General features: G+C 50.0%; 27 protein-coding genes and 1 tRNA gene. 18 read left to right on the top strand and 10 right to left on the bottom strand.

Annotation, left to right across the window (positions count from 1 at the left end; genetic code table 11):
- Window positions 1–292: 292 nt before the first annotated feature.
- Together ACFPQ4_RS09090 and gyrA are read right to left on the bottom strand one after the other, a co-directional pair.
- Complete coding sequence (locus ACFPQ4_RS09090) at window positions 293–1,369, bottom strand: HD-GYP domain-containing protein (RefSeq protein WP_378111489.1); 1,077 nt, start codon at window positions 1,367–1,369, stop codon at window positions 293–295.
- Between the two features lie 41 nt (window positions 1,370–1,410).
- Window positions 1,411–3,891: a DNA gyrase subunit A gene (gene gyrA, locus ACFPQ4_RS09085; RefSeq protein WP_378111487.1), complete on the bottom strand. Its 2,481-nt coding sequence runs from the start codon at window positions 3,889–3,891 to the stop codon at window positions 1,411–1,413.
- A gap of 140 nt (window positions 3,892–4,031) precedes the next feature.
- On the opposite strand from gyrA, the gene ACFPQ4_RS09080 reads away from it, so the two are divergent.
- Window positions 4,032–4,811, top strand: a complete 780-nt coding sequence (locus ACFPQ4_RS09080) for a YheC/YheD family protein (RefSeq protein WP_378111486.1) — start codon at window positions 4,032–4,034, stop codon at window positions 4,809–4,811.
- A gap of 59 nt (window positions 4,812–4,870) precedes the next feature.
- Here the strand turns inward: ACFPQ4_RS09080 and gyrB are convergent, their stop codons facing one another.
- The 6 genes from gyrB to dnaA form a co-directional block, all read right to left on the bottom strand.
- Window positions 4,871–6,787 (bottom strand): DNA topoisomerase (ATP-hydrolyzing) subunit B, encoded by a 1,917-nt coding sequence (gyrB, locus tag ACFPQ4_RS09075; protein ID WP_378111484.1) that lies wholly within the window; start codon window positions 6,785–6,787, stop codon window positions 4,871–4,873.
- Between the two features lie 42 nt (window positions 6,788–6,829).
- On the bottom strand, window positions 6,830–7,075 hold the full coding sequence (remB, locus tag ACFPQ4_RS09070; protein WP_378111483.1) for an extracellular matrix regulator RemB: 246 nt from the start codon (window positions 7,073–7,075) through the stop codon (window positions 6,830–6,832).
- An 18-nt stretch (window positions 7,076–7,093) separates the two neighbouring features.
- Window positions 7,094–8,212 (bottom strand): DNA replication/repair protein RecF, encoded by a 1,119-nt coding sequence (gene recF / locus ACFPQ4_RS09065; RefSeq protein ID WP_378111482.1) that lies wholly within the window; start codon window positions 8,210–8,212, stop codon window positions 7,094–7,096.
- Between the two features lie 17 nt (window positions 8,213–8,229).
- The gene (yaaA, locus tag ACFPQ4_RS09060; protein WP_378111497.1) at window positions 8,230–8,445 is read right to left on the bottom strand and encodes a S4 domain-containing protein YaaA; all 216 of its coding nucleotides are present in this window, start codon (window positions 8,443–8,445) and stop codon (window positions 8,230–8,232) included.
- A 12-nt stretch (window positions 8,446–8,457) separates the two neighbouring features.
- Complete coding sequence (dnaN, locus tag ACFPQ4_RS09055; RefSeq protein ID WP_378111481.1) at window positions 8,458–9,597, bottom strand: DNA polymerase III subunit beta; 1,140 nt, start codon at window positions 9,595–9,597, stop codon at window positions 8,458–8,460.
- Between the two features lie 182 nt (window positions 9,598–9,779).
- Entirely contained in the window at window positions 9,780–11,132 is a 1,353-nt protein-coding gene (gene dnaA, locus ACFPQ4_RS09050) for a chromosomal replication initiator protein DnaA (protein WP_378111480.1), read from the bottom strand.
- Between the two features lie 473 nt (window positions 11,133–11,605).
- On the opposite strand from dnaA, the gene rpmH reads away from it, so the two are divergent.
- From rpmH to ACFPQ4_RS08990, 12 genes are all read left to right on the top strand, one after another.
- Window positions 11,606–11,740, top strand: a complete 135-nt coding sequence (rpmH, locus tag ACFPQ4_RS09045; protein ID WP_378111479.1) for a 50S ribosomal protein L34 — start codon at window positions 11,606–11,608, stop codon at window positions 11,738–11,740.
- A 60-nt stretch (window positions 11,741–11,800) separates the two neighbouring features.
- Window positions 11,801–12,226, top strand: a complete 426-nt coding sequence (gene rnpA / locus ACFPQ4_RS09040; RefSeq protein WP_378111478.1) for a ribonuclease P protein component — start codon at window positions 11,801–11,803, stop codon at window positions 12,224–12,226.
- 139 nt (window positions 12,227–12,365) lie between these two features.
- Window positions 12,366–13,244 (top strand): YidC/Oxa1 family membrane protein insertase, encoded by an 879-nt coding sequence (locus ACFPQ4_RS09035; protein ID WP_378111477.1) that lies wholly within the window; start codon window positions 12,366–12,368, stop codon window positions 13,242–13,244.
- Window positions 13,241–13,858 (top strand): RNA-binding cell elongation regulator Jag/EloR, encoded by a 618-nt coding sequence (gene jag, locus ACFPQ4_RS09030; RefSeq protein ID WP_378111476.1) that lies wholly within the window; start codon window positions 13,241–13,243, stop codon window positions 13,856–13,858. The genes ACFPQ4_RS09035 and jag overlap by 4 nt, the downstream gene beginning before the upstream one ends.
- 116 nt (window positions 13,859–13,974) lie before the next feature.
- Window positions 13,975–15,351 carry a tRNA uridine-5-carboxymethylaminomethyl(34) synthesis GTPase MnmE gene (mnmE, locus tag ACFPQ4_RS09025; RefSeq protein WP_378111496.1) on the top strand — a complete coding sequence of 459 codons (1,377 nt, stop codon included), beginning with the start codon at window positions 13,975–13,977 and terminating at the stop codon, window positions 15,349–15,351.
- Window positions 15,352–15,378: 27 nt separating this feature from the next.
- Window positions 15,379–17,277 carry a tRNA uridine-5-carboxymethylaminomethyl(34) synthesis enzyme MnmG gene (mnmG, locus tag ACFPQ4_RS09020; RefSeq protein WP_378111475.1) on the top strand — a complete coding sequence of 633 codons (1,899 nt, stop codon included), beginning with the start codon at window positions 15,379–15,381 and terminating at the stop codon, window positions 17,275–17,277.
- A 3-nt stretch (window positions 17,278–17,280) separates the two neighbouring features.
- Entirely contained in the window at window positions 17,281–18,042 is a 762-nt protein-coding gene (rsmG, locus tag ACFPQ4_RS09015) for a 16S rRNA (guanine(527)-N(7))-methyltransferase RsmG (protein ID WP_378111474.1), read from the top strand.
- A 338-nt stretch (window positions 18,043–18,380) separates the two neighbouring features.
- Window positions 18,381–19,202, top strand: coding sequence for a nucleoid occlusion protein (gene noc / locus ACFPQ4_RS09010; RefSeq protein WP_378111473.1), 822 nt, complete (start codon window positions 18,381–18,383; stop codon window positions 19,200–19,202).
- Window positions 19,203–19,234: 32 nt separating this feature from the next.
- A complete protein-coding gene (locus tag ACFPQ4_RS09005; protein ID WP_378111472.1) occupies window positions 19,235–20,008 on the top strand; it encodes a ParA family protein in 774 nt (257 codons plus the stop codon).
- Complete coding sequence (locus ACFPQ4_RS09000; RefSeq protein WP_378111470.1) at window positions 19,989–20,840, top strand: ParB/RepB/Spo0J family partition protein; 852 nt, start codon at window positions 19,989–19,991, stop codon at window positions 20,838–20,840. The genes ACFPQ4_RS09005 and ACFPQ4_RS09000 overlap by 20 nt, the downstream gene beginning before the upstream one ends.
- 113 nt (window positions 20,841–20,953) lie before the next feature.
- Complete coding sequence (locus ACFPQ4_RS08995) at window positions 20,954–22,123, top strand: aminotransferase class V-fold PLP-dependent enzyme (protein WP_378111469.1); 1,170 nt, start codon at window positions 20,954–20,956, stop codon at window positions 22,121–22,123.
- 42 nt (window positions 22,124–22,165) lie between these two features.
- A complete protein-coding gene (locus tag ACFPQ4_RS08990; protein ID WP_378111468.1) occupies window positions 22,166–22,657 on the top strand; it encodes a DUF4446 family protein in 492 nt (163 codons plus the stop codon).
- Here the strand turns inward: ACFPQ4_RS08990 and yyaC are convergent.
- Window positions 22,632–23,249, bottom strand: a complete 618-nt coding sequence (gene yyaC / locus ACFPQ4_RS08985; RefSeq protein ID WP_378111467.1) for a spore protease YyaC — start codon at window positions 23,247–23,249, stop codon at window positions 22,632–22,634. The genes ACFPQ4_RS08990 and yyaC overlap by 26 nt on opposite strands.
- A 109-nt stretch (window positions 23,250–23,358) precedes the next feature.
- On the opposite strand from yyaC, the gene ACFPQ4_RS08980 reads away from it, so the two are divergent.
- The 5 genes from ACFPQ4_RS08980 (at window position 23,359) to ACFPQ4_RS08960 (ending at window position 25,943) form a co-directional block, all read left to right on the top strand.
- Window positions 23,359–23,598: a putative Se/S carrier protein gene (locus ACFPQ4_RS08980; RefSeq protein WP_378111466.1), complete on the top strand. Its 240-nt coding sequence runs from the start codon at window positions 23,359–23,361 to the stop codon at window positions 23,596–23,598.
- 24 nt (window positions 23,599–23,622) lie between these two features.
- Window positions 23,623–24,540: a mechanosensitive ion channel family protein gene (locus tag ACFPQ4_RS08975; RefSeq protein WP_378111465.1), complete on the top strand. Its 918-nt coding sequence runs from the start codon at window positions 23,623–23,625 to the stop codon at window positions 24,538–24,540.
- A 1-nt stretch (window position 24,541) separates the two neighbouring features.
- Window positions 24,542–24,778, top strand: a complete 237-nt coding sequence (locus tag ACFPQ4_RS08970) for a DUF951 domain-containing protein (RefSeq protein WP_378111464.1) — start codon at window positions 24,542–24,544, stop codon at window positions 24,776–24,778.
- Between the two features lie 68 nt (window positions 24,779–24,846).
- Window positions 24,847–24,937: transfer RNA gene (locus tag ACFPQ4_RS08965), tRNA-Ser, on the top strand.
- Between the two features lie 244 nt (window positions 24,938–25,181).
- Entirely contained in the window at window positions 25,182–25,943 is a 762-nt protein-coding gene (locus ACFPQ4_RS08960; protein WP_378111463.1) for an N-acetylmuramoyl-L-alanine amidase family protein, read from the top strand.
- A 318-nt stretch (window positions 25,944–26,261) separates the two neighbouring features.
- Here ACFPQ4_RS08960 and ACFPQ4_RS08955 read toward each other — a convergent pair whose 3' ends face one another.
- A complete protein-coding gene (locus tag ACFPQ4_RS08955) occupies window positions 26,262–26,447 on the bottom strand; it encodes a YjzC family protein (RefSeq protein WP_378111462.1) in 186 nt (61 codons plus the stop codon).
- Window positions 26,448–26,572 lie beyond the last annotated feature (125 nt).

The raw sequence follows: 26,572 nt of genomic DNA, 5'->3' as shown, positions 1-26,572 counted from the left end.
CTTTTAATGAAAAGCCTTTCGGCTCAATCTGTATTGCTGGTTTGTCTTCCTCGAACCGAAGTTCGTCTCAGACGATTTATTACCGTAAATTACGCTCGATGTTCAGTTTTCAAAGTGCAAGTTTCTTTTGTTTCTCGTTGTCGTCCGCGTTAACGGCGACTCAAATAATATATCACGATGGGCGAATGATTGCAAGCATAATTCTTGAAAAAGTTTGCAACCCTTACGTACCTGTAAAAAAAGACCGGAGATATGGCTCCAAAAGCCCCTCCGGTCTTCTATAGGTCAATGCCTAATTCGTAGCGAATACTTCGCAGATGAACAATTGACGTTGCTGAGCTAGGTTAATGATCTGGCCATTAACCGACACCATCGGTCGCGTCGGATTGTTGCGATCTGTAAACACGATCTCGGCTATGCGGCCATCGTTGAGTCGAATCATGACGCCGTTATGGAACTGCGTCGCTCTTTCAATGAATGTCTGCACATACATAGGCTCAAGCTTGCCGAATGATCCGGAGTAGAGCTCCTCTAACACTAGATAAGGGGATTCCGCTTTACGGTAGTGTCTATTAGAAGTCATTGCATGGTACATGTCGGCGATCATTACGATTTTAGCATACGGATGAATTTTCTCGCCCTTAACCTTCATCGGATAACCGCTGCCATCGATTCGCTCATGATGCTGAAGCACGGATAACCATACGCCTTGGTTAAGCCCGGATACGTTCTCAAGTAACCTGAAACCGTATATCGTATGCTGCCGCATCTCCTGAACCTCTTCATTCGATAGCTTTGACGGCTTACGAAGAATCGCTTCATCGACTTTAACGTTACCGATATCGTGCAACAGTCCCGCCATCGCGATCTGCAGCAGATCCTTTTCGGGGAACTTGCTCCACCTAGCCAGATGATAGGACGTTAATGCACACAGTACGCTATTGCGCACCATGATATCTCCCGCGCCTTCGAACGGAGGGAGCAAAAACGTCAACACGTTATATTCGTCCTTGTATTCCAATAACGCGTTCAGCCCATTGCGTAAATCGAGTACCGGGATCTTCTGTCCGGAAGCGACCATCGACATCGTCCTCTTCAGCAGTCTCTCCATTTCAAGAAATTGCTGCTGAAGCGAAGATAGCTTCACTTCTTGCGTAACCGCTACTTCGTCCGATTCGATATCCGCATCCGCATCGTCAAACCCTGATCTTCTAATATCGATCGACTGAATGAGGAACGCTTGAAGAATTTCAAGGTCTCGTTCCGATAGAGAGCGACCTTTCTCCATCAATACGCTTCCCAATGCGGTTTGAACATCGCCGGCAAGCCGATCACCCGATTGCACTTGCGAAGTTTGTACTATAGGCATGCTGCATCCCTCCCCTGGGAGCGGTAGCTGGCAGAGCAGACTTAGCTTTCGGTCTGCTCGCCTTCACCTTCGCCTTCCGTCTCATCCGAATCGTTATCTTCGCTGCGAGGCGCTCTGGCAACCGTAGCTACGGAATCTTCGTCTCGGATATTGATCAATTTAACGCCTTGCGTAATACGTCCCATCGTATTGATACCCGACATGCTAGTACGAATCAACGTGCCGGACGTCGTCATGATCATCAAATCTTCGTCGTTATTTACGACTTTGAGACCGACGATGACACCATTCTTATCCGTAACGTTGAGCGTCTTAATCCCTTTACCGCCGCGCGTCTGCGAGCGATATTCGGTCATTGGCGTACGTTTGCCGTAGCCTTTCGCCGTTACGATCAGAACTTCTTGCTCCGGATTAACGACATCCATGTCGATGACTTTATCGTCATCGTCAAGCTGAATGCCCTTGACGCCGGTAGCGGAACGTCCCATCGCTCTAACGTCTTCTTCGGAGAAGCGAATCGACATGCCTTGGCTCGTGCCCATGATGATTTCTCGCGCGCCATCCGTCAGCTTCACGCCGATCAGATCGTCGTCTTCACGTAAGGAAATCGCGATCAAACCGACTTTACGGATATTCGAGTAATCGTCGAGCGGCGTCTTCTTCACGATACCGTTACGTGTCGCGAAGAATAGGAACTTATTCGGTTCGAACGCTTCCACCGGTATAACCGCGTTAATCGTCTCGCCCTGTTCGATCTGAATGAGGTTAATGATCGGCGTACCGCGAGCGGTTCTGCTCAGATCTGGAATCTCATAGGCTTTAAGCCGGAAGACGCGTCCTTTGTTCGTAAAGAACAACAGGAAGTGGTGGGTGTTGGAGATGAACAGATTTTCTACGAAATCGTCATCCTTCGTACCCATCCCCATAATGCCGCGCCCGCCCCGCTTCTGACTGCGGTAGGTCGATACCGGAAGACGCTTGATGTATCCCGTATGAGACATCGTAATAACGACGTCGTCGCGCGGAATCAAGTCTTCGTCCAGAATCTCGTCGTCGCTAATCGTAATTTCCGTGCGGCGCTCGTCTCCGAAACGTTGCTTGATCTCTTCAAGCTCGGTATGGATAATGTCGCGTACGAGCGTTTCATCCGCGAGAATTGCTTTATATTCGGCGATTTTGACCATCAGCTCGTTATACTCTTGTTCGATCTTCTCGCGTTCGAGACCGGTCAAACGTTGCAGGCGCATATCGAGAATCGCTTGGGCTTGATCTTGGGAAAGTCCGAATCGCGTCATCAAGCCTTCGCGAGCTTCGTCCGTCGTCCGAGATGCGCGGATCAGCGCGATAACTTCATCGAGGTGATCGAGCGCGATGCGCAAGCCTTCGAGGATGTGTGCGCGCGCTTCCGCTTTCTTCAGATCAAATTCAGTCCGCCGGCGGATAACTTCTACTTGGTGCAAAATATAGTAATGCAGCATATCGCGAAGATTCAATACTTTCGGCTCGTTATTGACGAGCGCGAGCATATTGATCCCGAAGGTCGATTGCATCTGCGTTTGCTTGTACAAGTTATTCAAAACGACCGTCGGCGTAACGTCGCGGCGCAATTCAATTACGACACGCATTCCGTTGCGGTCCGATTCATCGCGTAGATCGGTAATGCCGTCAATCTTCTTCTCGCGAACGAGCTCGGCGATTTTCTCTACCAGTCTAGCCTTAATGACCTGGTAAGGAAGCTCATGCACGATAATGCGCGCTTTGCCGTTCACTTCTTCAATCTCAGCTTTCGCCCGCATCGTAACGGAGCCGCGACCCGTGGCATACGCTTGGCGAATACCGACTGTACCAAGAATATAACCAGCCGTCGGGAAGTCGGGACCTTTGATGAATTCCATCAAGTCATGCGAATTCAACTCCGGATTCCGAAGGAGCGCCTGCGTGCCATCGATTACTTCACGAAGATTGTGCGGCGGAATATTCGTAGCCATCCCGACGGCAATACCCGTATTGCCGTTAACGAGAAGGTTCGGATAACGCGCCGGCAATACGACGGGCTCATGCTCTTCGCCATCGTAGTTCGGCCGGTAGTCGATCGTTTCTTTGTTAATGTCGCGCAGCATTTCCATCGCGATCTTCGAAAGCCTTGCTTCCGTATACCGCATCGCCGCCGCCATATCGCCGTCAATGGAACCGAAGTTACCGTGGCCGTCGACGAGCATGTAGCGTAGCGAGAAGTCTTGCGCCATCCGTACCATCGCCTCGTAAATCGAGGAGTCACCGTGCGGATGATACTTACCGATAACTTCGCCGACGATTCTCGCCGATTTCTTATATGGCTTGTCCGGTGCCATACCTAGCTCGGACATGGCGAATAAAATTCGTCTATGAACCGGTTTGAGACCATCGCGTACGTCTGGCAGTGCCCGGCTGACGATAATACTCATCGCGTAATCCATGAACGATTCCCGCATCTCGACCCCGATATCCCGATCGATAATGTGAGAGCGTTGTTCTTCCGACATGAAGATAGATCCTCCTTAGTCCATGCGACTGATACCGTCATGCATGCGTTATAGATGCACACCGCTAAGCGTGTTTCGTCATAGATTATTAATAACTCCATTATACCATAATGCCGAAGGGAAAGGTTGGATGCACACACATGTCGATCCAGCGCGTCCATAGTAAAAAAGCAAAGACGGACGCCCTTCTTGCCGATCCCTATCTGCAAGAGTTCGTTCCCGATACGCGTAGCTTCAATGAGCAGACCGTTCGAGAAATGCTCGTTAAATACGGAATGATTTACGTGAAGCCGGTCAAAGGTACTTACGGCAAAGGCGTCATCCGCGTCGAGTATCGCGCAGGCGAAGAAGAACCGTACTTCTTCCAATCCGGAGAAAGCAAATATCGATTTGATTCCTTTGAACGTATGTATTCTAAGCTGGTATCCGTTAAGCGAGACAGAGCTTATTTATCCCAACAGGGGATCCATCTTCTCACCTACAAGAAGCGTCGGTTCGATCTACGGGTTATGGTCCAGAAAAATCCGGCCAACCGATGGGAGACGACTGGTATGATCGGACGGCTATCCCATCCGCGCAAAATCGTAACTAACTACCATAGCGGCGGAACTCCGCTTCCCGTCGAAAGCTTGCTATCGCCCTCGCTAGACTCCGAACAGGTCCAAGACTTGATGGAAAAGCTTCGCGAGCACGGCGTTAAGGTCGCCGGCGCGCTCGAACGCAAGTTTCCCCGTATTAAAGAAATCGGCGTCGACGTTGCTTTGGACGATAAGTTTAAACCTTGGATCCTTGAAGTTAATACGCTTCCGGACGTCTACTTGTTTCTCAAGTTGCCTAAGCGGTCGGTCTTTCGCCGCATGTATGCTTACGCGGTTGCTTACGGGCGATACGCCGCGCGTAAACGCAAACACAGAGCTTAATTGCAAGGGGTATCTCCTACAAGAGATACCCCTTTCTTTGTATACGGTATGAACGAAGCTTAAACGTCCAAGTTCTTAACGAACTTCGCGTACTGCTGAATGAATTCCCGCCGCGGCTCGACTTGATCGCCCATCAACGTATCGAACATCATATCCGCTTTAATGGCATCGTCGATTTTCACTTGAAGCATCGTACGGCTGCTAGGATCCATCGTCGTCTCCCACAGCTGCGATGCGTTCATCTCGCCCAATCCTTTGTAACGTTGGATGTTCAGCTTGGCGCCTTCGCCGAACTCCGCAATGATCGCGTCGCGCTGTCTTTCGTTCATCGCATAACGAACGACTTTGTTGCGTTCGATCTTGAAGAGCGGCGGCTGCGCGATATATACATATCCTTCTTCGATAAGCTGGCGCATATAGCGATAGAAGAACGTTAGCAGCAATGTCCGAATGTGCGCGCCGTCGACGTCGGCATCGGTCATGATGACGATCTTATGATAACGCGCTTTGGCGATATCGAAGTCGTCGCTAATGCCCGTGCCAAGCGCCGTAATGATCGCGCGAATTTCCAAGTTGGACAAAATCTTGTCTAAGCGGGATTTCTCTACGTTCAGAATTTTACCCCGAAGCGGCAAGATGGCTTGGAAGTGACGGTCGCGTCCTTGCTTAGCGGATCCGCCCGCGGAGTCGCCTTCGACGATGTAAATCTCGGAGATCGATGCGTCCTTCGAAGAGCAGTCCGCCAGCTTACCCGGCAGAGAGCTTACTTCTAGCGCGCTCTTACGACGCGTAAGTTCGCGTGCTTTGCGCGCGGCCTCGCGCGCTCTAGCAGCTTGAAGCGACTTCTCCATCACCTTGCGAGCAACCGTAGGATTCTCGTCCATGAACTGCAGCAACTTCTCGCTGAAGAGAGATTCCACGATTCCGCGAACCTCGCTATTGCCAAGCTTCGTCTTCGTCTGTCCTTCGAACTGCGGCTCGGGAATTTTCACGGAAATAATCGCCGTCAATCCTTCCCTTACGTCATCCCCGGAGAGATTCGACTCGCTCTCTTTCACGAAGCCCATCTTGCGCGCGTAATCGTTAATGATCCGCGTCAACGCGCTCTTAAAGCCGGACTCGTGCGTACCGCCTTCATGCGTATTGATGTTGTTCGCGAAGGAGTACAAGTTCTCCGAATAGCTGTCGTTGTACTGCATCGCGATCTCGCAATGGATCTGATCTCTGGAGCCTTCTACATAGATCGGCGTCTCGTTGAGCGCCTCGCGATTGCGGTTCAAATACTGGACGAACTCGATGATGCCGCCGTCGTATTTGAACGAATCGCTCATGCCCGTTCTTTCGTCGGTCAAGTTGATCTCGATGCCTTTATTGAGGAACGCCAGCTCGCGGATGCGGCCGACGAGCGTATCGTAATCAAAAACGGTCGTCTCGGTGAAAATCTCCGGATCCGGCTTGAACCGGGTCTGCGTGCCGGTCTCTTCCGTATCGCCGATCACCTTCACGTCATACTGCGGCGTTCCGCGACGATACTCCTGCTGATGAATATGACCGTCTCGCTTGACCGTTACGACGACGAGCTCGGACAGCGCATTCACGACGGATACGCCTACCCCGTGCAAACCGCCGGATACTTTATAACCTTCGCCGCCGAATTTACCGCCCGCGTGAAGCACGGTCAGTACGACTTCAAGCGTCGACTTCTGAAGCTTCGAATTCAAACCGACCGGAATTCCCCGGCCATTATCGATTACGGTAATGCTGTTATCCTCATGTACGAACACATCGATTCGCGTACAATATCCGGCGAGCGCTTCGTCGATACTATTGTCTACGACTTCCCAAACGAGATGATGCAGGCCTTTGCCGCTCGTAGAGCCGATGTACATCCCCGGACGTTTGCGTACCGCTTCTAAACCTTCAAGAACTTGGATCTGACTCTCGTCATACGTATTGTGCTGCGAATTCACGGACAAACCTTCCACCGCCTTCTTTACGTTGCCGATGCTGTTGAATGACTAACTATCCAAATAATGCGCTCTCTTCTTGAGCGTGGACGTTGAAATCGGCGAATAATACACCTTGCCCTGAGTAACGACGATCGATTTCGGATCTTCTTCGCCGATCGTCTCTACTTCCTTGTTCTTCTGAGCCTGGGCAACGAACTGCCGCGATAGCTTGGAGGACTGCTCGATGGAAATATCAAAGATCGCAACGACCTGCGACGTTCGAATGATCTTCTCTCCGCCCAAATGAATGTACATGCGAATCTCTCCTTGGCATTACCGCAGCAATTGTCCGTTTCTCACGTGAAAAACGGATGCATCCTTCAACCGACTCATGTTGACGCTCTCGAGCCCAGTCGTCGTTATAAAAGTTTGTACTTTGCTTTGGAACGTCTCGATCAACTGCGTCTGTCGCGTTTGATCCAGTTCGGATAACACGTCATCAAGCAACAAGAGCGGATACTCCCCCAGCTCCTCGTGCATGAGCTCGAGCTCCGCTAGTTTTAGCGATAACGCAGCCGTGCGCTGCTGTCCCTGGGATCCGAACGATTGAACGTCTTTGCCGTTAATGGCGAACGTCAGATCGTCCCGATGTGGACCGGTTAACGTCAATCCCCGCCTAAATTCTTGTTCCTTGCCTTGTGTTAACTTTAACATAAATTGTTGGAATAAAGAAGGATCAACTTGGCTATCAATCCCAACCGACTCTCCAAAAGAGGGCTTATATTCTACGGTCAGATGTTCCAACCCGCCCGTAATTCCGGCATGAATTTTCTCGGCCCATTTTTGTAGATTTACAATAAAGTTTTTCCTTTTTTGCATCATTTTAACACCGTAGGTTGCTAGCTGCTCATTCCACACTTCGAGCATTTCCGGCGATGCTTTCCGGCTGTCGGTCATCTTCAAGTAGTTGTTTCGTTGCTGCAATATTTTCTGATATTGCTGCATGTCGTACAAATAACCGGGATGCACCTGGCCGATTTCCATGTCCATGAATCGGCGGCGCACGCCCGGTGCTCCTTTGACGATATCCAAATCCTCCGGCGCGAACAACACGACGTTCAGCGTTCCTACGAATCCGCTGAGCTTTCGTTGCTCAAGACCGTTAATCTTCGCTTTCTTCCCTTGTGCCGACACCTGCAGCTCAAGCCGAACGTCGCCGTGGCGTTTTTCCATCTCCGCTCGGATGATGGCCGTTGATTGATTCCATCCGATCAGCTCCTTGTCCTTGGAAGTCCGATGGGACTTCGTAAGCGACAATACGTGAATGGCTTCGATCAGGTTCGTCTTTCCTTGCGCGTTAGGACCGATGAAAATGTTAACTCCGGCTTCAGTGGCCAGCTTCAGCGTATCGTAATTCCGGTAGCCGTGAAGCTCCAAGCTCTTTAACTGCATGAGGTTCCCCTTCCCAGTTACCGGGTGCTTACGGTGAACGTGCCGCAGCCTTCTACTTCGATCTGATCGCCGACGATAAGCTTGCGCCCTCTGCGATTGTCCGGTTCTCCGTTAATGAGCACTTTCGCCTCTTGCAGGAAAAACTTCGCCTCGCCGCCCGTACTGATGCAATCCGCCAGTTTAAGGAACTGACCGAGCGTAATGTATTCGGTGGATATTCCGATCTGTTTCATCATTCTCACCCCTTAGTTCGTTGTGCGATAAGGAAGGATGAGGAACAAGCTATTCTCGTGATCGCGAGGCTTAATGATAATCGGGCTCATGGCGCCGGTAAATCCGATGAACAGTTCCTCGGAGTCGAGTACTTTAAGTACGTCGATCATATATTTGGAGTTGAATGCGATCTTGAGCGGATCTCCGCGCAATTCGGTCACTTCCAACTGCTCGGTTACTTTTCCTAGCTCGGAAGAGCTTGAAGAAATTTCGATACCGCCGTTATCCGTCGTCGACAGGCGAACGATGTTTGTCTTCTCTTCGCGGGACAGCAAATAAGCGCGGTCGATCGCTTCGCTTAGCTGCTTCGTATTCAAAATCAGTTCTGTTTTGAACGTTTGCGGAATAATCTTGGAAGTATCGGGATAAGTCCCGTCCAGCATGCGCGAATAGAACAATACGTTGCCGAGCTTGAACAACACTTGGTTGTCCGCGACGACGATGTCCACATTAACGTTCTGGTCGGGTACGATTTTCGCTAATTCGTTAAGCGTCTTTCCTGAAATGACGATGTTGGAGAACCGTACGTCTTGCGTGTTGACGTTAGCCGTGCGACTTGCCAACCGATGGCGGTCGGTCGCAACGAATTTGTAATTGCCGTCCTGTAGGTACCATAACACGCCGGTCAGAATCGGTGTCGATTCATTAGTCGTAACCGCGAATACCGTCTGCCGGATCATATCCCGCAATAAATCGCCTGGAATCGATACGACCTGATCCTCTTGAATCGACGGCAAAATCGGAAACTCTTCCGGATCTAGTCCCACTAGCTGAATTTCGGTCGCTCCGGAACGGATCAACGTCTGGAATCGCTCCCCGACTTCGATATGAACTTCCTCGTTGGGAAGTTTCTTAACGATCTCGACGAAAAATTTAGCCGGCAATACGACGCTGCCCGTTTTTTCGACGGTTACGATCGTTTTGTCCTGGGTTTCGAGCGGGATAAAGCTTTGAATTGAAATGTCGGTATCGCTTGCCGTCAGCGTAACGCCATTGTATCCCGCATCTAGCTTAATGCCGCTTAGAATAGGGATCGTTGTCCGCGATGCTACAGCTTTCGATACGTGTTGAATTGCTTCGTTCAATTCGCCGCGTAATATCGTCAATTTCATGGGGTCACCTCGTTAATTTCTATCCCTAAAAGGAAGGCGAATGCCGCGTATGCTTGTCTTATTGTAGCATGTTTAATTATTAAAGTCGTAGTAGGGGGCCTGAATATGTGGATAACCTCGAAAAAGCTCGAAAATAACGCCTATCCACATGTGTATGCTTTGTGCATAGGCGCTTCGTAGTTTTAGGTTAAATTTTTGATCTTTTCCGTCAAACTGTTGATAATTTTGTAGAGATCTTGGTCGACCTTCAATTGCTGCGAGATCTTCTCGTGCGCATGAATAACGGTCGTATGGTCTCTTCCTCCGAAAGCTTCCCCGATCTTAGGCAACGAGTAGTCCGTCAGCTCCCTGGACAAGTACATGGCGATTTGCCTTGGGTACGCGACGGCTTTCGTACGTTTGCGCGCTTTGAAATCCTCGAGTTTAAGTCCGTAATACTCTCCGACCCGCTGCTGAATATCTTGCATCGTGATGAGTCGCGTGCGCCCTGTCGGCAAAATATCCTTAAGCGCTTCGGCCGCCAGATGCGACGAAATATCCTGATTGGTAAGCGAAGAGTAGGCAACAATACGGATAAGTGCGCCTTCAAGCTCGCGAATATTGGTATCGATCATATTGGCGATATACATCATTGCTTCGTTAGGGATATCGAGGTTTTCCGCTTTCGCCTTCTTGCGAAGGATGGCGATCCGGGTTTCCAGATCCGGCGGCTGAATATCGGTTATGAGTCCCCATTCGAACCGCGATCGAAGCCGTTCTTCGAGCGTCGGAATTTCCTTCGGCGGACGGTCGCTTGAGATGATGATTTGCTTATTCTCTTCATGCAAGGCGTTGAAAGTATGGAAGAACTCTTCTTGCGTGCCTTCTTTGCCGGCTAGAAACTGAATATCATCGATAAGCAGCACGTCGATGTTGCGATACTTATTCCGGAAGCTTTCGCCGTTATGGTCTCGGATCGAATTGATAAATTCATTCGTGAATTTCTCGGAAGATAAGTATAACACCTTCATATGAGGATTATGTTCCAATATATAGTGACCAATCGCATGCATAAGATGGGTTTTACCTAATCCGACGCCTCCATATAGGAAGAACGGATTATAAGCTTTGGCTGGCGCTTCGGCTACGGCAAGCGACGCAGCATGTGCAAACCGGTTACCCGCACCGATGACGAAAGTGTCGAAGGTGTATTTGGGATTCAGCATATGCATATTGGTTTCTTCGGTCTGCGGTTGGCGAACGTGAGGCGCTTGCGGGAACGGAGCCGGCGGTTCCACGTTACGCGCTTCTTCGATCGCGAATTTAATATCCACAGGTCTTCCGATATATTCGGACAGTGTTGAAGAAACCAGCTTCGTATATCGATTCTCAAGCCATTCCACGGCGAAAGTCGTCGGCGCGGTTACGATAACGGCGTTATCCCCAATGAAATTGGCTTTCGTTGATTTGAACCAGGTGTCGAAGCTTGGCTTGCTGAGCTTGGTTTGGATGACCGACAACACCTGCTGCCAGATCTCGTTGTTGCGGTTGTCCACGCGAATTTCACTCCTTTAACCCATTCCGAGGACAAGTGAAGAGAGTGGAAAGTCGAATGCTCGACGTTCTGAGCAGTTATCCACAGTAATCACTGAATTCTTTAATAGGATGTCCAGATAAAACGGGGTTTGTTCACAATGTTATGCACAGGCTGTTAATAAATCGAGGTTGGAAGGAAGAAATCCACTGGAAAAGTCATGACTAATCATAGCAGACAAACCCTCTAAATTCAACGAAATTCCCCCTGTTATCCACAAATTCAATCACTTGTGGACGATTTCTGTGCACAGCACTACATATTGTGAATAAGATGTGCGGGACTTCGACAAACTCCAACTATTGTCGAAAATCTGCTTTCATTTTATACACATGTGCATAAGTGAAAACTTGGAATGATACGTTTGGTTTGACTTTTGAGCCCATTCGTGGTTTAATATAAAAACGTGAGTTTGCAAGTAAGGGGGTTGAAATCATGGGACCGACATTTAAACCGAATGTTAGCAAGCGGAAAAAGGTTCACGGTTTCCGTAGCCGCATGAGCTCCAAGAACGGTCGTAAAGTTCTTAAAGCTCGTCGCACAAAAGGTCGTAAAGTACTGACGGCATAATCGCAAAGACCACTCGCGTGGTCTTTTTTCTTTATTACCGGTTAGATGGAGCGGTGAGAGATGCATAGGAAGCTGCGCCTTCGAAAAAGAGAAGATTTCAATGTCGTCTATCGATACGGCCGCTCGTTCGCAAACTCGCAATTCGTCGTCTATTGGCGCAAGCGGGGAGAGAAAGGGACTTTCCGCATGGGGGTATCCGCCAGCAGTAAGCTGGGGGGCTCGGTCGTTCGTAATAGGTTGCGTCGAATGGTGAAGGAAATCGTGCGGTTAAACGCGGGAAAATTGTTGAATGATATGGATCTAATCCTCATTGTTCGGAAGCCTGCACTGTCTCTTCCTTATAAAGAGATGGAAGGAAGCATTCTGCACGTGCTTCGCAAAGCGGGGTTGCTGATCGGTTCAAAGCCGCCCGAGAATAATAATTCGCGGGGATCGCAGCCGAATAGAAGGCCCGGTTCGCCGCGTCCGAATAAGCAAGGCAAATAGATGAAAGCGCGGTATTAGTCGTTCTATCCCGAAGAAGAGGGAGGACGAGCCGGCGCTTTCTTTTGTCTTTCTTCTTATGGTATAGTGTACATGTAGAATCCTGCATTTAACAGGAAATGTAGTGTACGACTAATACGGCATGCTGGGTGAGAAGAAGGGAGTTTTAAGCTTGTTGCGAAATCGCAAATGGTGGGTTATCGGCGGAGCTTTAATGCTGATGACTTTGTTGTCTGGATGTTCATCATCGACAACAGCAATAACAACCGATCAGATGGCCAATAGCGGCTCTTGGTGGACAAAGAACGTTGTTTATTACTTCTCCAAGATGCTTGATACGTTCGCCGATTGGTTCGGAGGAAATTATGGGATTTCCATTCTCCTCTTAACGATCATCGTGCGGACCATTATTTTACCGCTTATGATCAAGCAGTATAAGAATACAAAAGCGATGCAGGCGCTTCAGCCTGAGATGAAGAAAGTTCGCGAGAAGTACAAGGAAGATCCGAAGAAGCAGCAAGAAGAGATGATGAAGTTATATCAGACGCACCAAGTCAATCCGCTTGCCGGATGCTTGCCTCTCCTTGTTCAAATGCCGATCTTCATCGCGCTATATACCTCGATTAACAAAAACATTGAAATTAGAGAACATACCTTCCTTGGTATGAAATTGGGTCTCTCGCCTAATGATGGCCATTGGTACTATTTCATCGTACCGATCATTGCCGCAACGACGACATTCATTCAATCGAAAATGATGTCCTCGCAGCAAACGATAGCCGGCCCGATGAAGGGAATTATCTACATTTTCCCGGTATTGATCTTCGTAATGGCGATCAATTTCCCGGTTGCGCTTCCGCTGTACTGGATTTACAGCAACATTTACACGATCACGCAGAACTACTTCATGTACAAGCGTAACCCGAAAACCGATCCAGTGATCGACGTTACGCCTACGCCTTCGAAGAAGTCGAATAATAATTCTCCGAAACCAAAAGGTAAAGGAGCCCGTGCCAAATGAAAAAGCTGCTGGCATCAGGCAAATCGGTAGAAGAAGCTATTCAGAACGGTCTTGCCCAGTTGGGCGTTGATAAAGACCGGGTGAGCGTCACGGTATTGGAACAGCCTAGCAAAGGGTTGTTCGGGCTCATCGGAGCCAGAGATGCGAAAGTAGAGCTTACATTACAGCCGGACGGAATCGAAGAAGCAATCGTTTTTCTTCGCGAAGTCGCGGCAGCGATGGAACTAACCGTCTCCGCCCAGCGGATAGATGAGAGCGAGGCCGTGAGAATAAACCTCACAGGCTCCGATCTCGGTATTCTAATCGGCAGACGGGGACAGACTTTGGATTCTCTGCAATACCTGGCGAACATCGTGGCTAACCGCCACTCTACCCGCCATCTTCGTATCGTGCTTGATGCTGAGCAGTTCCGCGAACGTCGCCGGCAAACGCTGGAGGCGCTCTCGGATCGTATGGCTACGCGAGTCATTCGTTCGCGGAAAGAAGTTATGCTTGAGCCGATGACGTCTCAAGAACGTAAAATCATCCATGCTTGGCTGCAGACGAATCCCGAAGTGAAGACATACAGCCAAGGCGACGAACCTAACAGGCGAATCGTTATAGCGCCGAAGTAACTGAACGAATACGCATGCATCGCAATGGCTTCCGCAAATCCGGGAGGTCATTGCGTTTTTGTCGATTTAGATAGATTAAAGTTTGTTTGATGAGAAGCAATGAATGAGGGATTATGATGGTAGATGATACGATCGCCGCGATAGCTACGGCGCTTGGTGAAGGCAGTATTGCGGTTGTACGCGTGAGCGGACCGGAGGCGGTGGACACCGTCGCGAAGGTGTTCAAGTCGAAAACCGATTTGAATGGTGCGCCAACGCATACGGTACAGTACGGATGGATCGTGGATCCGCGAAGCGGCGCGATGTTGGATGAAGTGCTGGTTACAGTTATGCGCGGGCCGCGTTCTTTTACGGCCGAAGATGTGGTGGAGGTAAGCACGCATGGCGGCATCGTTGCCGTGAAGTCGGTGCTTGAATTAATTCTCCGCAGCGGAGCGAGGATGGCGGAACCGGGTGAATTCACGAAGCGAGCATTCTTGAATGGCCGTATCGATCTAGCGCAAGCCGAGGCGGTAATCGATCTTATTCGTTCTAAATCCGACCGCGCGTTCCAAGTAGCTCAGAAACAAGCCGGCGGCGCGTTATCGAAGCTGATCGTGCCGATGAGGCAGGAGCTGATCGAGCTGATTGCGCATGTAGAGGTTAATATCGATTATCCGGAGCATGATGTTGAAGAAGTTACGGCTAGCGTCATTCGCAGCACATGCGGCAAGTTGCTGGAGCAAGTGGGCGGACTGCTAAAAAGAGCGGATGAAGGCAAAATATTAAGAGAAGGCATCGTAACGGTTATCGTCGGCCGTCCTAATGCCGGAAAGTCTTCGTTGCTTAACGCGTTAGCCCGCGATAATAAAGCGATTGTAACGGATATTCCCGGCACGACTCGCGATATCGTAGAGGAATCGGTGTCGTTATCGGGTATTCCGCTAAGATTACTCGACACGGCCGGCATTCGCGAGACGAGTGATCTCGTAGAGCGAATCGGGGTCGAAAGATCCAAAGGCGCACTAGAAGAAGCGGACCTTATTTTATTGGTACTGAACAATCATGAGCCGTTGCACGATGACGAACGTAAACTGCTGAAGCAGCTTAAGGATCGGCCGACGATCGTGGTGGTGAATAAGATCGATCTGACAGGAAAGCTGGAGCTAGCCGAAGTGGAAGCCGATTACGCGAAAGAGCGGATCGTCCATCTGTCGGCGCGGGAAGGCAGCGGAATCGAAGTGCTTGAGGAAGCTGTATCCCGGTTATTTTTCAGCGGCGAGGTTGAGTCGGGCGATTTGACATACGTAAGCAATGCAAGGCATATCGCGTTGTTGCATCAGACGAGGCAATCGCTTGAAGATGCTATCGCCGCTACGTATGAAGGTGTGCCGATCGATCTTATTCAGATCGACATCTCGTCCTCGTGGGAATCGCTTGGCGGGATTTTGGGCGATGCCGCCGGCGACTCGTTACTTGATCAAATATTCTCCCAGTTCTGTCTGGGCAAATAATAATGAAGATGTAAGGAGGGTTATCGAATGGGATATCGTGCAGGTGATTATGACGTAATTGTAATAGGTGCTGGTCATGCGGGATGTGAAGCTGCGCTAGCCGCAGCACGTATGGGTTGCGAAACGCTGTTGCTCACTATCAACTTGGATATGGTTGCGTTCATGCCATGTAATCCGTCGGTTGGGGGTCCCGCTAAGGGACACGTCGTTCGGGAGATCGACGCGCTTGGCGGCGAGATGGGACGTAACATTGACAAGACGTTCATCCAAATGAGAATGCTCAATACGGGCAAAGGTCCTGCCGTGCACGCGCTTCGCGCGCAAGCGGATAAATTCCTGTATCAGCATACGATGAAGGAAACGATCGAAAAGCAAGAGAAATTGACGCTTCGCCAAGGGATGGCGGAAGAGCTGATCGTTGAGGACGGCGTTTGTAAAGGCATCGTTACGAAGACAGGTGCGGAATACGGTGCGAAATCGGTAGTCATTACGACGGGCACTTATCTTCGCGGAAAAGTTATTCTTGGCGAATTGATGTACGAAAGCGGTCCTAACAATCAACAACCGTCTATCAAGCTTTCAGAATCGCTTAAGCAAAATGGATTCCAACTGGCTCGCTTCAAGACGGGAACTCCGCCACGGGTGCATGAGGATACGATTGATTTTAGCAAGACGGAAATTCAACCGGGCGATTCCAAACCAAAGTACTTCTCCTACGAGACGGAGTATGAGGCGCACTCGGAGACGCAGCTTCCTTGTTGGCTTACTTATACTTCAGAAGAAACGCATAAAATCATCAATGACAACCTACACCGCGCGCCGATGTTCACCGGAGTTATCGAAGGAACGGGTCCGCGTTATTGTCCATCAATCGAAGATAAAATCGTGCGATTCGCCGATAAGCCGAAGCATCAAATTTTCCTAGAGCCGGAAGGGCGCAATACGAAGGAATATTACGTGCAAGGTTTGTCTACGAGTATGCCGGAGGACGTACAGCTTAACATTCTGAGGTCGATTCCCGGTCTCGAAAAAGTCGAAATGATGCGTACTGGCTATGCAATCGAATACGATGCGGTTGTTCCTACGCAACTGTGGCCATCGCTTGAAACGAAGCTTGTCGAAGGTCTATTCACAGCCGGTCAAATTAATGGAACATCGGGTTATGAGGAAGCAGCTGGCCAAGGCGTAATGGCGGGTATTAACGCTGCGCGCAAAGTACAAGGCGCAACGCCGGTTATCATTGATCGCTCTAAAGGGTACATCGGAGTAATGATCGACGATCTTGTAACGAAAGGCACGAATGAGCCTTATCGTCTGCTTACCTCGAGAGCGGAATATCGCTTGCTGCTTCGCCATGACAATGCGGATCTACGTTTGACGCCAATCGGTCATGAGATCGGACTGATCGGCGAAGCGCGATACGAGAAGTTTCTCGATAAGAAAGCGCGCGTTGAAGCGGAAATCGTGAGGTTGAAGGAAACGAAGTTCCGTCCGGATGAAGCGGTGCAAGCGATGCTTGCGGAATGCGGATCGGCTGCTTTACAAAATACGACCGACGGCATTACGTTGCTAAGAAGACCAGAAATCAGCTACGGCCACCTAGAAGCTTTGGCGCCTTCGCCCGTCGATTTGACCGACGACATGAAAGAACAAGTCGAAATTCAAGTGAAATACACAGGTTATATCGAGAAGCAGTTGCTGCAGGTTGAACGGTTAGAGAAGATGGAGAAGAAGCGCATTCCCGACAATATCGATTATGACATCATTCATGGCCTGGCTATGGAAGCAAAGCAGAAGCTTACGAAGGTTCGCCCGTTGTCGATCGGCCAAGCTTCGCGAATTTCCGGAGTTACTCCTGCTGACTTGTCCATTTTGCTCGTTCATCTGGAACATTATAATCGCGTCACTGCGGCTGCGCGGGGGTAGACGATGGATACGACGCAACAGCTTTTTGCGGAACGGCTAGCTCCGCTCGGCATCACCCTATCAGCGAATCAGCTTAAGCAGTTTGAAACTTATTATAAATTGCTTGTCGAGTGGAACGAGAAAATGAACTTAACGGGCATAACGGAACGGGAAGCCGTTTATGAGAAGCATTTTTATGATTCGCTCACTTTAGTGAAAGCGATCAGCTTCAAAGAAGTATCGTCACTCGCGGATATTGGCTCAGGCGCGGGATTCCCATCTATCCCGCTCGCGATTGCATACCCGCATTTGAAAGTCACGATCGTCGACTCTCTTGCTAAGCGGATTAAGTTTCTTGAGGAGGTAACGTCTCAGCTTGGTCTTAGCCTTGTGACTGCGTTGCACGGTCGAGCGGAGGATGTTGCGAGATTGAAGGCGCATCGCGATCAATATGATGTCGTATCCGCAAGAGCGGTCGCTAGACTTGCGGTGTTGAACGAATTTTGTCTACCGTTCGTTCGCGTTGGCGGCACATTCGTCGCGATGAAGGGAACAGACCTGTCCGAGGAGATTACGGAGAGCAAGTATAGTATCGACAAGTTGAACGGAAAGCTCGTTCGAGTCGATCAGATGAAACTCCCTTCCGATGGAGCGGACCGACATCTCGTCATCATCACGAAAATGAGTGCTACGCCAACGATTTATCCTCGCAAGGCAGGTGTGCCTCTGAAAACGCCATTAGTTAAACCGGGCAATAAACCGGGTTCGCAATCTATTACCCTCTAGCATTTGAATACGCTTGATGCAATGTTCCACGTGAAACAATTATGTCTCCCCGACATGTTTCACGTGGAACATTTTTATGCTTTTATACAAGCGATCAGTATGGTATTGTTAAGTTATTCAATAGACTTATTCGACCGTCCAAGAAGACGCCGAGAGCCGTTGGTACTGCTATGAAAGTTTTTTCATAAGCAGGAAATAAGGCCGATTAGGTCGAATAATATAGTTACAAGAATGATGTGCCGCATTCATGCGATTTGTGCGTGAACTGGCGGCGCTTTTTCGTCGCTATGGACGGAATGTTGTGTGCCTAATCTATCGAACGTGGTGATCAGAGAAAGATGAGAGAACCATTCTCGCGTTTGCTCGGTTTGTCCGACCGCACGAATCAAGAGGAAGTAAAACAGATTGCAGTAACCGATATCGTGCCAAGCCCTTATCAACCTCGATCCGTATTCGATGATGATCGTATTGACGAGCTGTGTCAGACGATCAGAACGCACGGCGTCATTCAACCGATTGTCGTCCGGGTCCGGAACGGTAAATACGAGCTTATCGCTGGCGAACGCCGGTGGCGCGCCGTCACGAAGCTTGGACTGGAGCATATCCCTGCGATCGTTCGCGAAATTAACGATTCGCAAGCAGCTTCAATTGCTTTGATCGAGAATTTGCAACGCGAAGGGCTAACTTCGCTCGAAGAAGCGATCGCATATCAAAAGTTGATTGATTTACATCAATTGACGCAAGAGAGCTTGGCGCAACGCTTAGGAAAAAGCCAATCGACGATCGCAAACAAGATTAGATTGCTACAGTTGGGCGACACCGTAAAACAGGCGCTATTGGAGCGGAGCATCACGGAGCGTCATGCGAGAGCGTTGTTGTCATTACCTAACGAAGATATGCAGAACAAGCTGCTCGAGGAAATTATCGAGAAAGAACTGAACGTTAAACAGACGGAAGCGAGAGTAGTTTTCTATACTGCCGTAGCGAAGCCGGATAAGAAGAAGCGGATTTCGTTCAGCAAAGACGTGCGTCTTGCCTTGAATACGATTCGTCAGTCGGTCGACATGGTCAATGGCTCCGGAATCCCGATCAAAGCTAGCGAGAAGGATTGTGAAGACCATTACGAGATCATTATCCAAATTCCGAAACGAAAAGCTTAATATAAGGAAGTTAACATTTGAGGTGAACGAGATTGTCTAAAATCATTGCGGTTGCCAACCAGAAGGGCGGCGTCGGCAAGACGACAACGGCCGTCAATCTAGGTGCTTGCCTAGCTTCTCTCGGACGTAGAGTGTTGATCGTCGATATCGATCCGCAGGGCAACACGACAAGCGGTATTGGCATTAACAAAGCAGACGTCAACTATTGTATTTATGATGTTCTTATTAATGAAGTGCATCCAAAGCAAGCCATTTCGGATACGATGGTGCCGAACCTTAAGATCATTCCGGCTACGATTCAGCTAGCCGGTGCAGAGATCGAATTGGTTCCGACAATGTCGCGTGAAATCCGTCTGAAGAAGGCGCTGGGACTCGTTCGCAGCGAGTTCGACTACGTCCTAATCGATTGTCCGCCATCGCTTGGCATATTGACGATCAACTCGCTTACGGCAGCTGATTCCGTCCTTATTCCGATTCAGTGCGAATTTTATGCGCTCGAAGGGTTGAGCCAATTGCTTAACTCGATTCGCCTCGTACAGAAGCACTTGAATACTTCTTTGCAAATCGAAGGCGTATTGCTGACGATGTTCGACGCAAGAACGAACCTAGGTATTCAAGTCATCGAAGAAGTTAAGAAGTATTTTCAACAAAAGGTATATCAGACCGTTATCCCGCGTAACGTGCGCTTAAGCGAAGCGCCGTCGCATGGTCAGTCGATTATTACGTACGATCCGAAGTCCAAAGGTGCCGAGGTGTACCTCGAGCTGGCGAAGGAAGTGATTACGTATGAGCAAGCGGCTAGGTAAAGGACTTGATGCGTTAATTACGTCGCTGTCGATCAAGGAAGACGATAAAATCGTAGAAATTCCGTTGTCGCAGCTCCGTGCCAATCCCTATCAGCCTCGTAAAACATTCGATGAAGATGCTATCAAAGATTTGGCGGAATCGATTCGCGAGCACGGAGTCATCCAGCCGATCGTTGTCCGCCAAGCTTTAAGAGGTTATGAGATTATTGCGGGTGAACGGCGGTTCCGTGCATCGCAATTACTCGGCAACCCGACGATCCCGGCGGTCGTCAGAGCCTATAACGATCAACAAGTGATGGAAATCGCCTTGATCGAGAACGTTCAGCGCGAAGATTTGAACGCGATTGAAGTAGCGGTTGCTTACCAGGCGATCATGAATCAGTTCACGTTAACGCAAGAAGAGTTGTCTTTGAAGGTGGGCAAGTCGCGGTCGCACATCGCCAACTTCCTTCGATTGCTTTCGTTACCGGAAGAAATCAAAGACAATGTTTCACGTGGAACATTGTCGATGGGACATGCGCGCGCGTTAGTCGGAATTAAAGAAGATGCAAAGCGTCGCGAACTGGCTAAGTTAGCGGTGGCCAATGAGTGGAGCGTACGCGAGCTTGAAGAAGCGGTGCAGAACGTCGATGTTAAAGCCAAGGGTAAACCGGCCAAAACGAAGGCGAAGAAACGCGATCCGTTTTTGGAACAGATTGAGGAATCGCTACGCGAACAGTTCAAGACGACGGTACGCATTAAACCGAACAAAGACAAAGGAAAGATCGAATTGTCCTACTTCGGAAAGAGCGATTTAGAGCGATTGCTCGAGCTGCTGAAGGCAATGGCGTGACCTAATCCCAGATAGCATACTTAAGTTGTTTTCTTCCTAGGGAAGGATTAAACTTAGGTATGCTATCTCTATGTTGTAGGGATGAAGCGCAACAAGTAGGATGGTGTAAAGAGATGGGCGAAGAGAAGCCGCTAATCTACTTAGACAATGCTGCGACGAGTTGGCCGAAGCCGCCAGCCGTATGGGAAGCGATGGAGAAGGTTATGCGCGAGAGCGCGGCGAATCCAGGCCGTGGTGGCCACGCGATGGCCGTCAAAGCAAGCAGGACGTTATTCGAAGCGCGCAAGCGTCTCGCGAAGCTGCTGCGGATTAGTAACCCGAACGACATCGCATTCACGAACAATACGACGCATGCATTGAATTTGGCGATTCAAGGGTTACTGAAGCCGGGAGATCATGTCGTTGCAACGACATTAGAACATAACTCGGTTCGTCGTCCGCTGGAGGCGTTGAAGCGCAAGCTCGGCATTGAGGTCACCTATGTGGCGACGGATTCGAGAGGGTTGCTAGATTTATCGCATGTGGCAGCTGCGGTAAGTGGTCGCACTAAGTTGATTGCGGCGACGCATAGTTCTAACTTACTAGGGTGCATAACGCCGATTGAAGGGCTTGCAGAGATAGCGAAGCAAAGCGGAGCCAAATTACTCATAGACGCAGCTCAAAGCGCCGGCGTCTTGCCTATAGACGTAGGAAGCATGGGGATTGATCTACTGGCTTTTCCAGGTCACAAAGGGTTGTTAGGTCCGCAAGGCACGGGAGGATTGTACATCCATCCCGAAATAGACTTAGAGCCGCTTATGCATGGGGGAACCGGAAGTAAGTCCGAGGCGCCTGAGCAACCTACGGTGCGTCCCGATCGCTATGAGGCGGGAACCCCGAATACAGTCGGTATTGCCGGATTGGCGGAAGGTGTCGGCTTCGTACTGAAGGAAACCGTTCAAAAGATACATGAACGCGAGAAGCAATTAACGTTCATGCTAATGGAAGGCTTGCTCGCTATACCAGGCATCTCGATACTGGGACCGGAGCTCGGCAAAGAACGAACCGCGATCGTATCGTTTTTGTTGGAGGGCGTAGATCCGTCGGAGATGGCGTTCCTGCTCGATCAACAGTTCGGGATAGCGGTAAGAGCAGGCTTTCATTGTACGCCACTGGGGCATGAGACCGCGGGGTCGTACGAGACGGGGGCCGTGCGCGCAAGTCCCGGATATTTTACAACCGAATCGGAAATCGTATCTATGATAGAAGCGGTTAAGCAGATCAAGACGACGCTCAACCGCTAATAGAGAAATTGATAGCGTTACTTAATGGGGGAGACAGAAAGCATGAACGGTTGGACAGATCAGATCGCTATGGCGGTCGCAGCGGGCGAAGGGTTGTTGCTCCTTATCGTATTATTCGTCGTAATAGGTATGGCTGGCAAATTGAGAAAACTTAAAACAGCGCATCAAAAGCTGATGGGGGAAACCGGCGTTAACAATTTCGAAGACGTCATGCATACGATTCATACCCGATTGTCCGCGGTCGACTCCAAACTAGACGAACAACATACCGTGCTCGGAAAGCACGAAAGACGCCTTGCCGCCTTGAAAGGGCGAATCGGCGTCCATCGGTTTAACGCTTTCTCTGATTCCGGAAGCGACCTTAGTTTCTCCGTTGCGTTTGTTAATGAAGCGCAGGACGGCGTCGTAATAACAGGCATTCACGGCAGGGAACAAACGTTCCTGTACGCGAAGCCGATCGACAAAGGTCAATCCGCTTATATGCTCACTCCGGAGGAGAAAACGGCGATCAGTCAGGCAATGCAAAAGGAATAGAGGCGTTGCGCGTATTATGTATGGCCTTCAATATACTTTGAGCGATAATTTCAGACATTTTAACGACGAGATTAAGCCGAGTATTCTGAAGCACGAAGTACTCCATGAACCCGCCGACGTTCACGATGCCAGTCATATGCATATCGCCTACCGGAGGCAGCTCCTTATTAACGCCGGCGCCGGGGCGCACGGGTCCCGTGCCGACTTGGATGCAGCCGACGCTGGACACTTGTCCGAGACAAGCGTCTACGGCGATGACGAACGGCTGGCGCGTGGAACGCAAAATTTTAAGAAGCGTATCGCCCAAGTTCATCGCGTGTACGGGTTCTTCTAATGTGCCGTATAAGTCGAATAAATTGCTGCCTTCCCGCGCGAGAGCGGTGCCGACGAGAGGACCAAGCGAGTCCCCGGTCGAACGGTCCGTACCTACGCATACGATAATGATCCGACGATCGTGCGGCAGAACGCCAAGGTGTTGCTCAACCTTTTGGGATAATCGATGCAATACAGTAGGTTCATTAAAAGGAATTTTCAAAGAGAGCGCTGCCGTCTCGGTCGCAGAGCTCGGACGTTTCTCCCATAAGCCGTTCATCCGTCCGCCTCGCCTCCTCCCATAGATGTTACTAGTATATGGATGGGAGCGATTTTTTATACTTATTGCGGGCAGCCTAAGTTGAAATAACGAGGGGGAATCACGCATTATGCCTCTATTGATAGCTTTTGATTCTACGCAACAAGCGCTGCGCGCCGAGATGCTATTGGAATACGCGGACATCGAGATCGATATTTGTCCGACGCCGAAGGAAATCACGGCAGGATGCGCGTTATCGATCGCATTCCCTCATGAGGAATTAACTCAAGTTAAGCATATCATCGTATCGGAAAACGTGGAGATTAGAGGATTGTTCGAAAAAACGGCCGACGGGTATGCGCAAATTTAATAGGGATTAGGAGGGGCATTGGCTATGGAGGCCCTATTCGCAAGTGAATTCGTAACGCAAAAGAAAAATCTGTGGAATCAATTTACAGATCGACTATTAGATAAAATCGAGGATACGCAGATGTGGACGAACGCAGCGATGGTGCTTGGCCGGATCGTGCTCATCATAATCGTCAGCAGATTGGCGCTAATGCTCCTGGGCCGGTTCATCGACCATGTGACTAGCGAACGCGAGACGAGCCGTCTGAAGCTGCGTACAAGGCGCGTACAGACGCTAGGGAAGCTACTCAAGAACACGGCGGTATACACGGTTAATTTCATCGTGATCTTGCTTGTGCTGGGCGAATTCAATATCCAATTGGCGCCTCTGTTAGCGGGTGCGGGCGTAATCGGGTTAGCGATCGGCTTCGGCGCGCAAAGTCTCGTTAAAGACGTCATTACCGGTTTCTTCATCATTCTGGAGGATCAATTCGCGGTCGGCGACGTTATTCAGACGGGAAACTTCAAAGGCACGGTCGAGTTGATCGGACTTCGCGCGACGAGAATCAAAAATTGGACCGGCGAAATACATATTATACCGAACGGATCGATCGTCGAAGTAACGAACTTCTCGGTTAACAATGCCATCGCGGTCGTGGACGTTAACATTGCCTACGAAGAACAGGTCAGTCAAGCGATGGATATCGTCAGAAGCGTATTGCCGAAGCTAGAGGATTCGAATATCGTGGGCGTACCGGAGCTTCTCGGGATTCAGACGATGAACGCGGCCGGCATTGCGTTGCGAATTACCGTCGAGTGCAGACCGAACAGCCAGGCGGCCGTCACGCGCAAGATTAACGAAGAGATTAAACGCGTATTCGAAGAGAACGGGATAGCGGCGCCATATCAGCGGATGATGACGATTCAGCGGGGAGATCTGGTCGACCGGACGGGGGGAGCCTAAGATGGAGCGTAAGGTGTTCGAGCTTGGGGATATCGTGCAGATGAAGAAGCAACATCCGTGCGGAGCGAACGAGATGGAAATTATCCGCATGGGGATGGATATTCGCATCAAGTGCGTGAAGTGCAAGCACAGCATCCTCCTGCCCCGCGCGAAGTTCGAGAAGGGGTTTAAGAAGGTGCTCAGCTCTTCGGCAGAAGGCAAGGGGAGCGACTCCGCTCACGATGAAGATAGCGAGTAACAAAGTTCGCCATTTGACTGTAATCACTTGCAAGCCCATCCGAAGTGTGATAATATAATTCTTGCTGCGGAGAGGTACCCAAGAGGCCCAAGGGGGTTGACTCGAAATCAACTAGGCGTCGCGAGGCGTGCGTGGGTTCGAATCCCACCCTCTCCGCCATCCAACAAAAATCAACGTGCGACCCCATCAGGGTCGTTTTTTTGTTGGATAGTGGTGGGATCGAACGGGCCGTTAGGCAACCATGCCGGGGGCATGGTTGTAGGCCCAGGGACTCGAATCCCACCCTCTCCGCCATTACTCTTACACCAATAGCAACCTCCTACACGAACGTGTGTAGGAGGTTTTTTGTACATATTAGACGGTTGCCAAGAAGCTCAAATAGACGGATCAAAGAGGAGCGGCAATGAACCGAATGAACAGATTGAACAGACTAATGAAGATGATAACGGTCATGATGATTATCTGTACGATGGGTGCGGTCTTCTCTATAGCGAGCGCGTCAGCGCAGCAGAGTAACAAGTCGCAGGATAGCGGAGATAAGCCTGTGATCTGCATCGAGGCGGGCCATCAAAGCAAGGGCAACGCGGAGAAAGAACCGATCGGGCCTGGCAGCAAGACGTTGAAAGCTAAAGTAAGCGGAGGCACAAGCGGGATCAAGACAAAAAAGCCCGAATACAAGCTAAACCTCGAAGTCGCGCTTAAGCTTGAAAAAGCACTCAAGCCGGATTATAAAGTCGTCATGGTGCGCCGCACCAACGAAGTTGACCTCTCTAACAAGGAACGTGCTGAGCTCTGCAACAAAGTAAAAGCGGATGTCATGATTCGTCTGCATGCAGACGGAAGCACGGACCGCGCCGTTACCGGCATGACTTTCTTCTATCCATCGGCTAACAACACCTACACGAAATCCATTGCCGGATCGAGCCGAGAGATCGCCGAGACAGTCGCTAAGCAGGTACTTAAGTCGACCGGAGCAAAATCCAGAGGCGTTAAGGCGCGGGGAGATTTAACGGGGTTCAACTGGTTGACCGTTCCGTCGGTGCTCATAGAGATGGGATTCATGACGAATATAGCGGAAGACAAGCTGCTTAGCGACGCGGCCTATCAGGATAAGATCGTCGCCGGCATCAAGGCGGGACTGGACGCGTACGATTTCGACGAATGATATTGTCCGGGAAATAACGAAGAGCCCTCTTGCGAGGGCCCCACGGGCGACGGGATAAATGGAGTTTCAAGATCTACGCGATACACATCGTTGCTGGTCTCAACCCAGCGCTTCGGTGACCGGTCCGATTAAAACCGGATTGTTGCGGACTTAGTGTCTTTAGCACAACGCCTCGCTTCCGTTGCCTACTCCGATTTGTACGTTCCTTCTTGCTGTTGTTGCGCCTCGACGTTCAAGGGAACCACACCTCTCTAATTCCGTCGCCGAAATATAGAATGGCACAAAACCAGGTCGGATATACTCGGCAAGCGAAAATTTTTAAGGCGCCTTGTGCTTCCTCCACTTACGGTTATGGTTGGTCGTATTCGGAAACTTCTGTCCCTTCTTCAAATAGACATGCTGCGGATTCGTAATGCCCATGTGGAAGGAATCTTCTCCCACCTCGATGTATTCGCCGTCATTCGGAGCGTTCTGACCCGGTTCGAATTGCGTCTGCTCGCCCATATTCGATCACCTCCTGTTCTGAACGTTAGTGTGACAACAAGGACTACGATTTATGTTGCGATATCCGCACATTTATGTTAAAGTATTCAGGCATGCGATTTGAATGCATGCTCCTTGCTCCTCGG

It is taken from the genome of Cohnella yongneupensis (genome assembly GCF_042655785.1).
GTDB lineage: Bacteria > Bacillota > Bacilli > Paenibacillales > Paenibacillaceae > Cohnella > Cohnella yongneupensis.
Note: the sequence above shows the minus strand (reverse complement) of the source record. Positions and strands in the feature narration are given on the sequence as shown.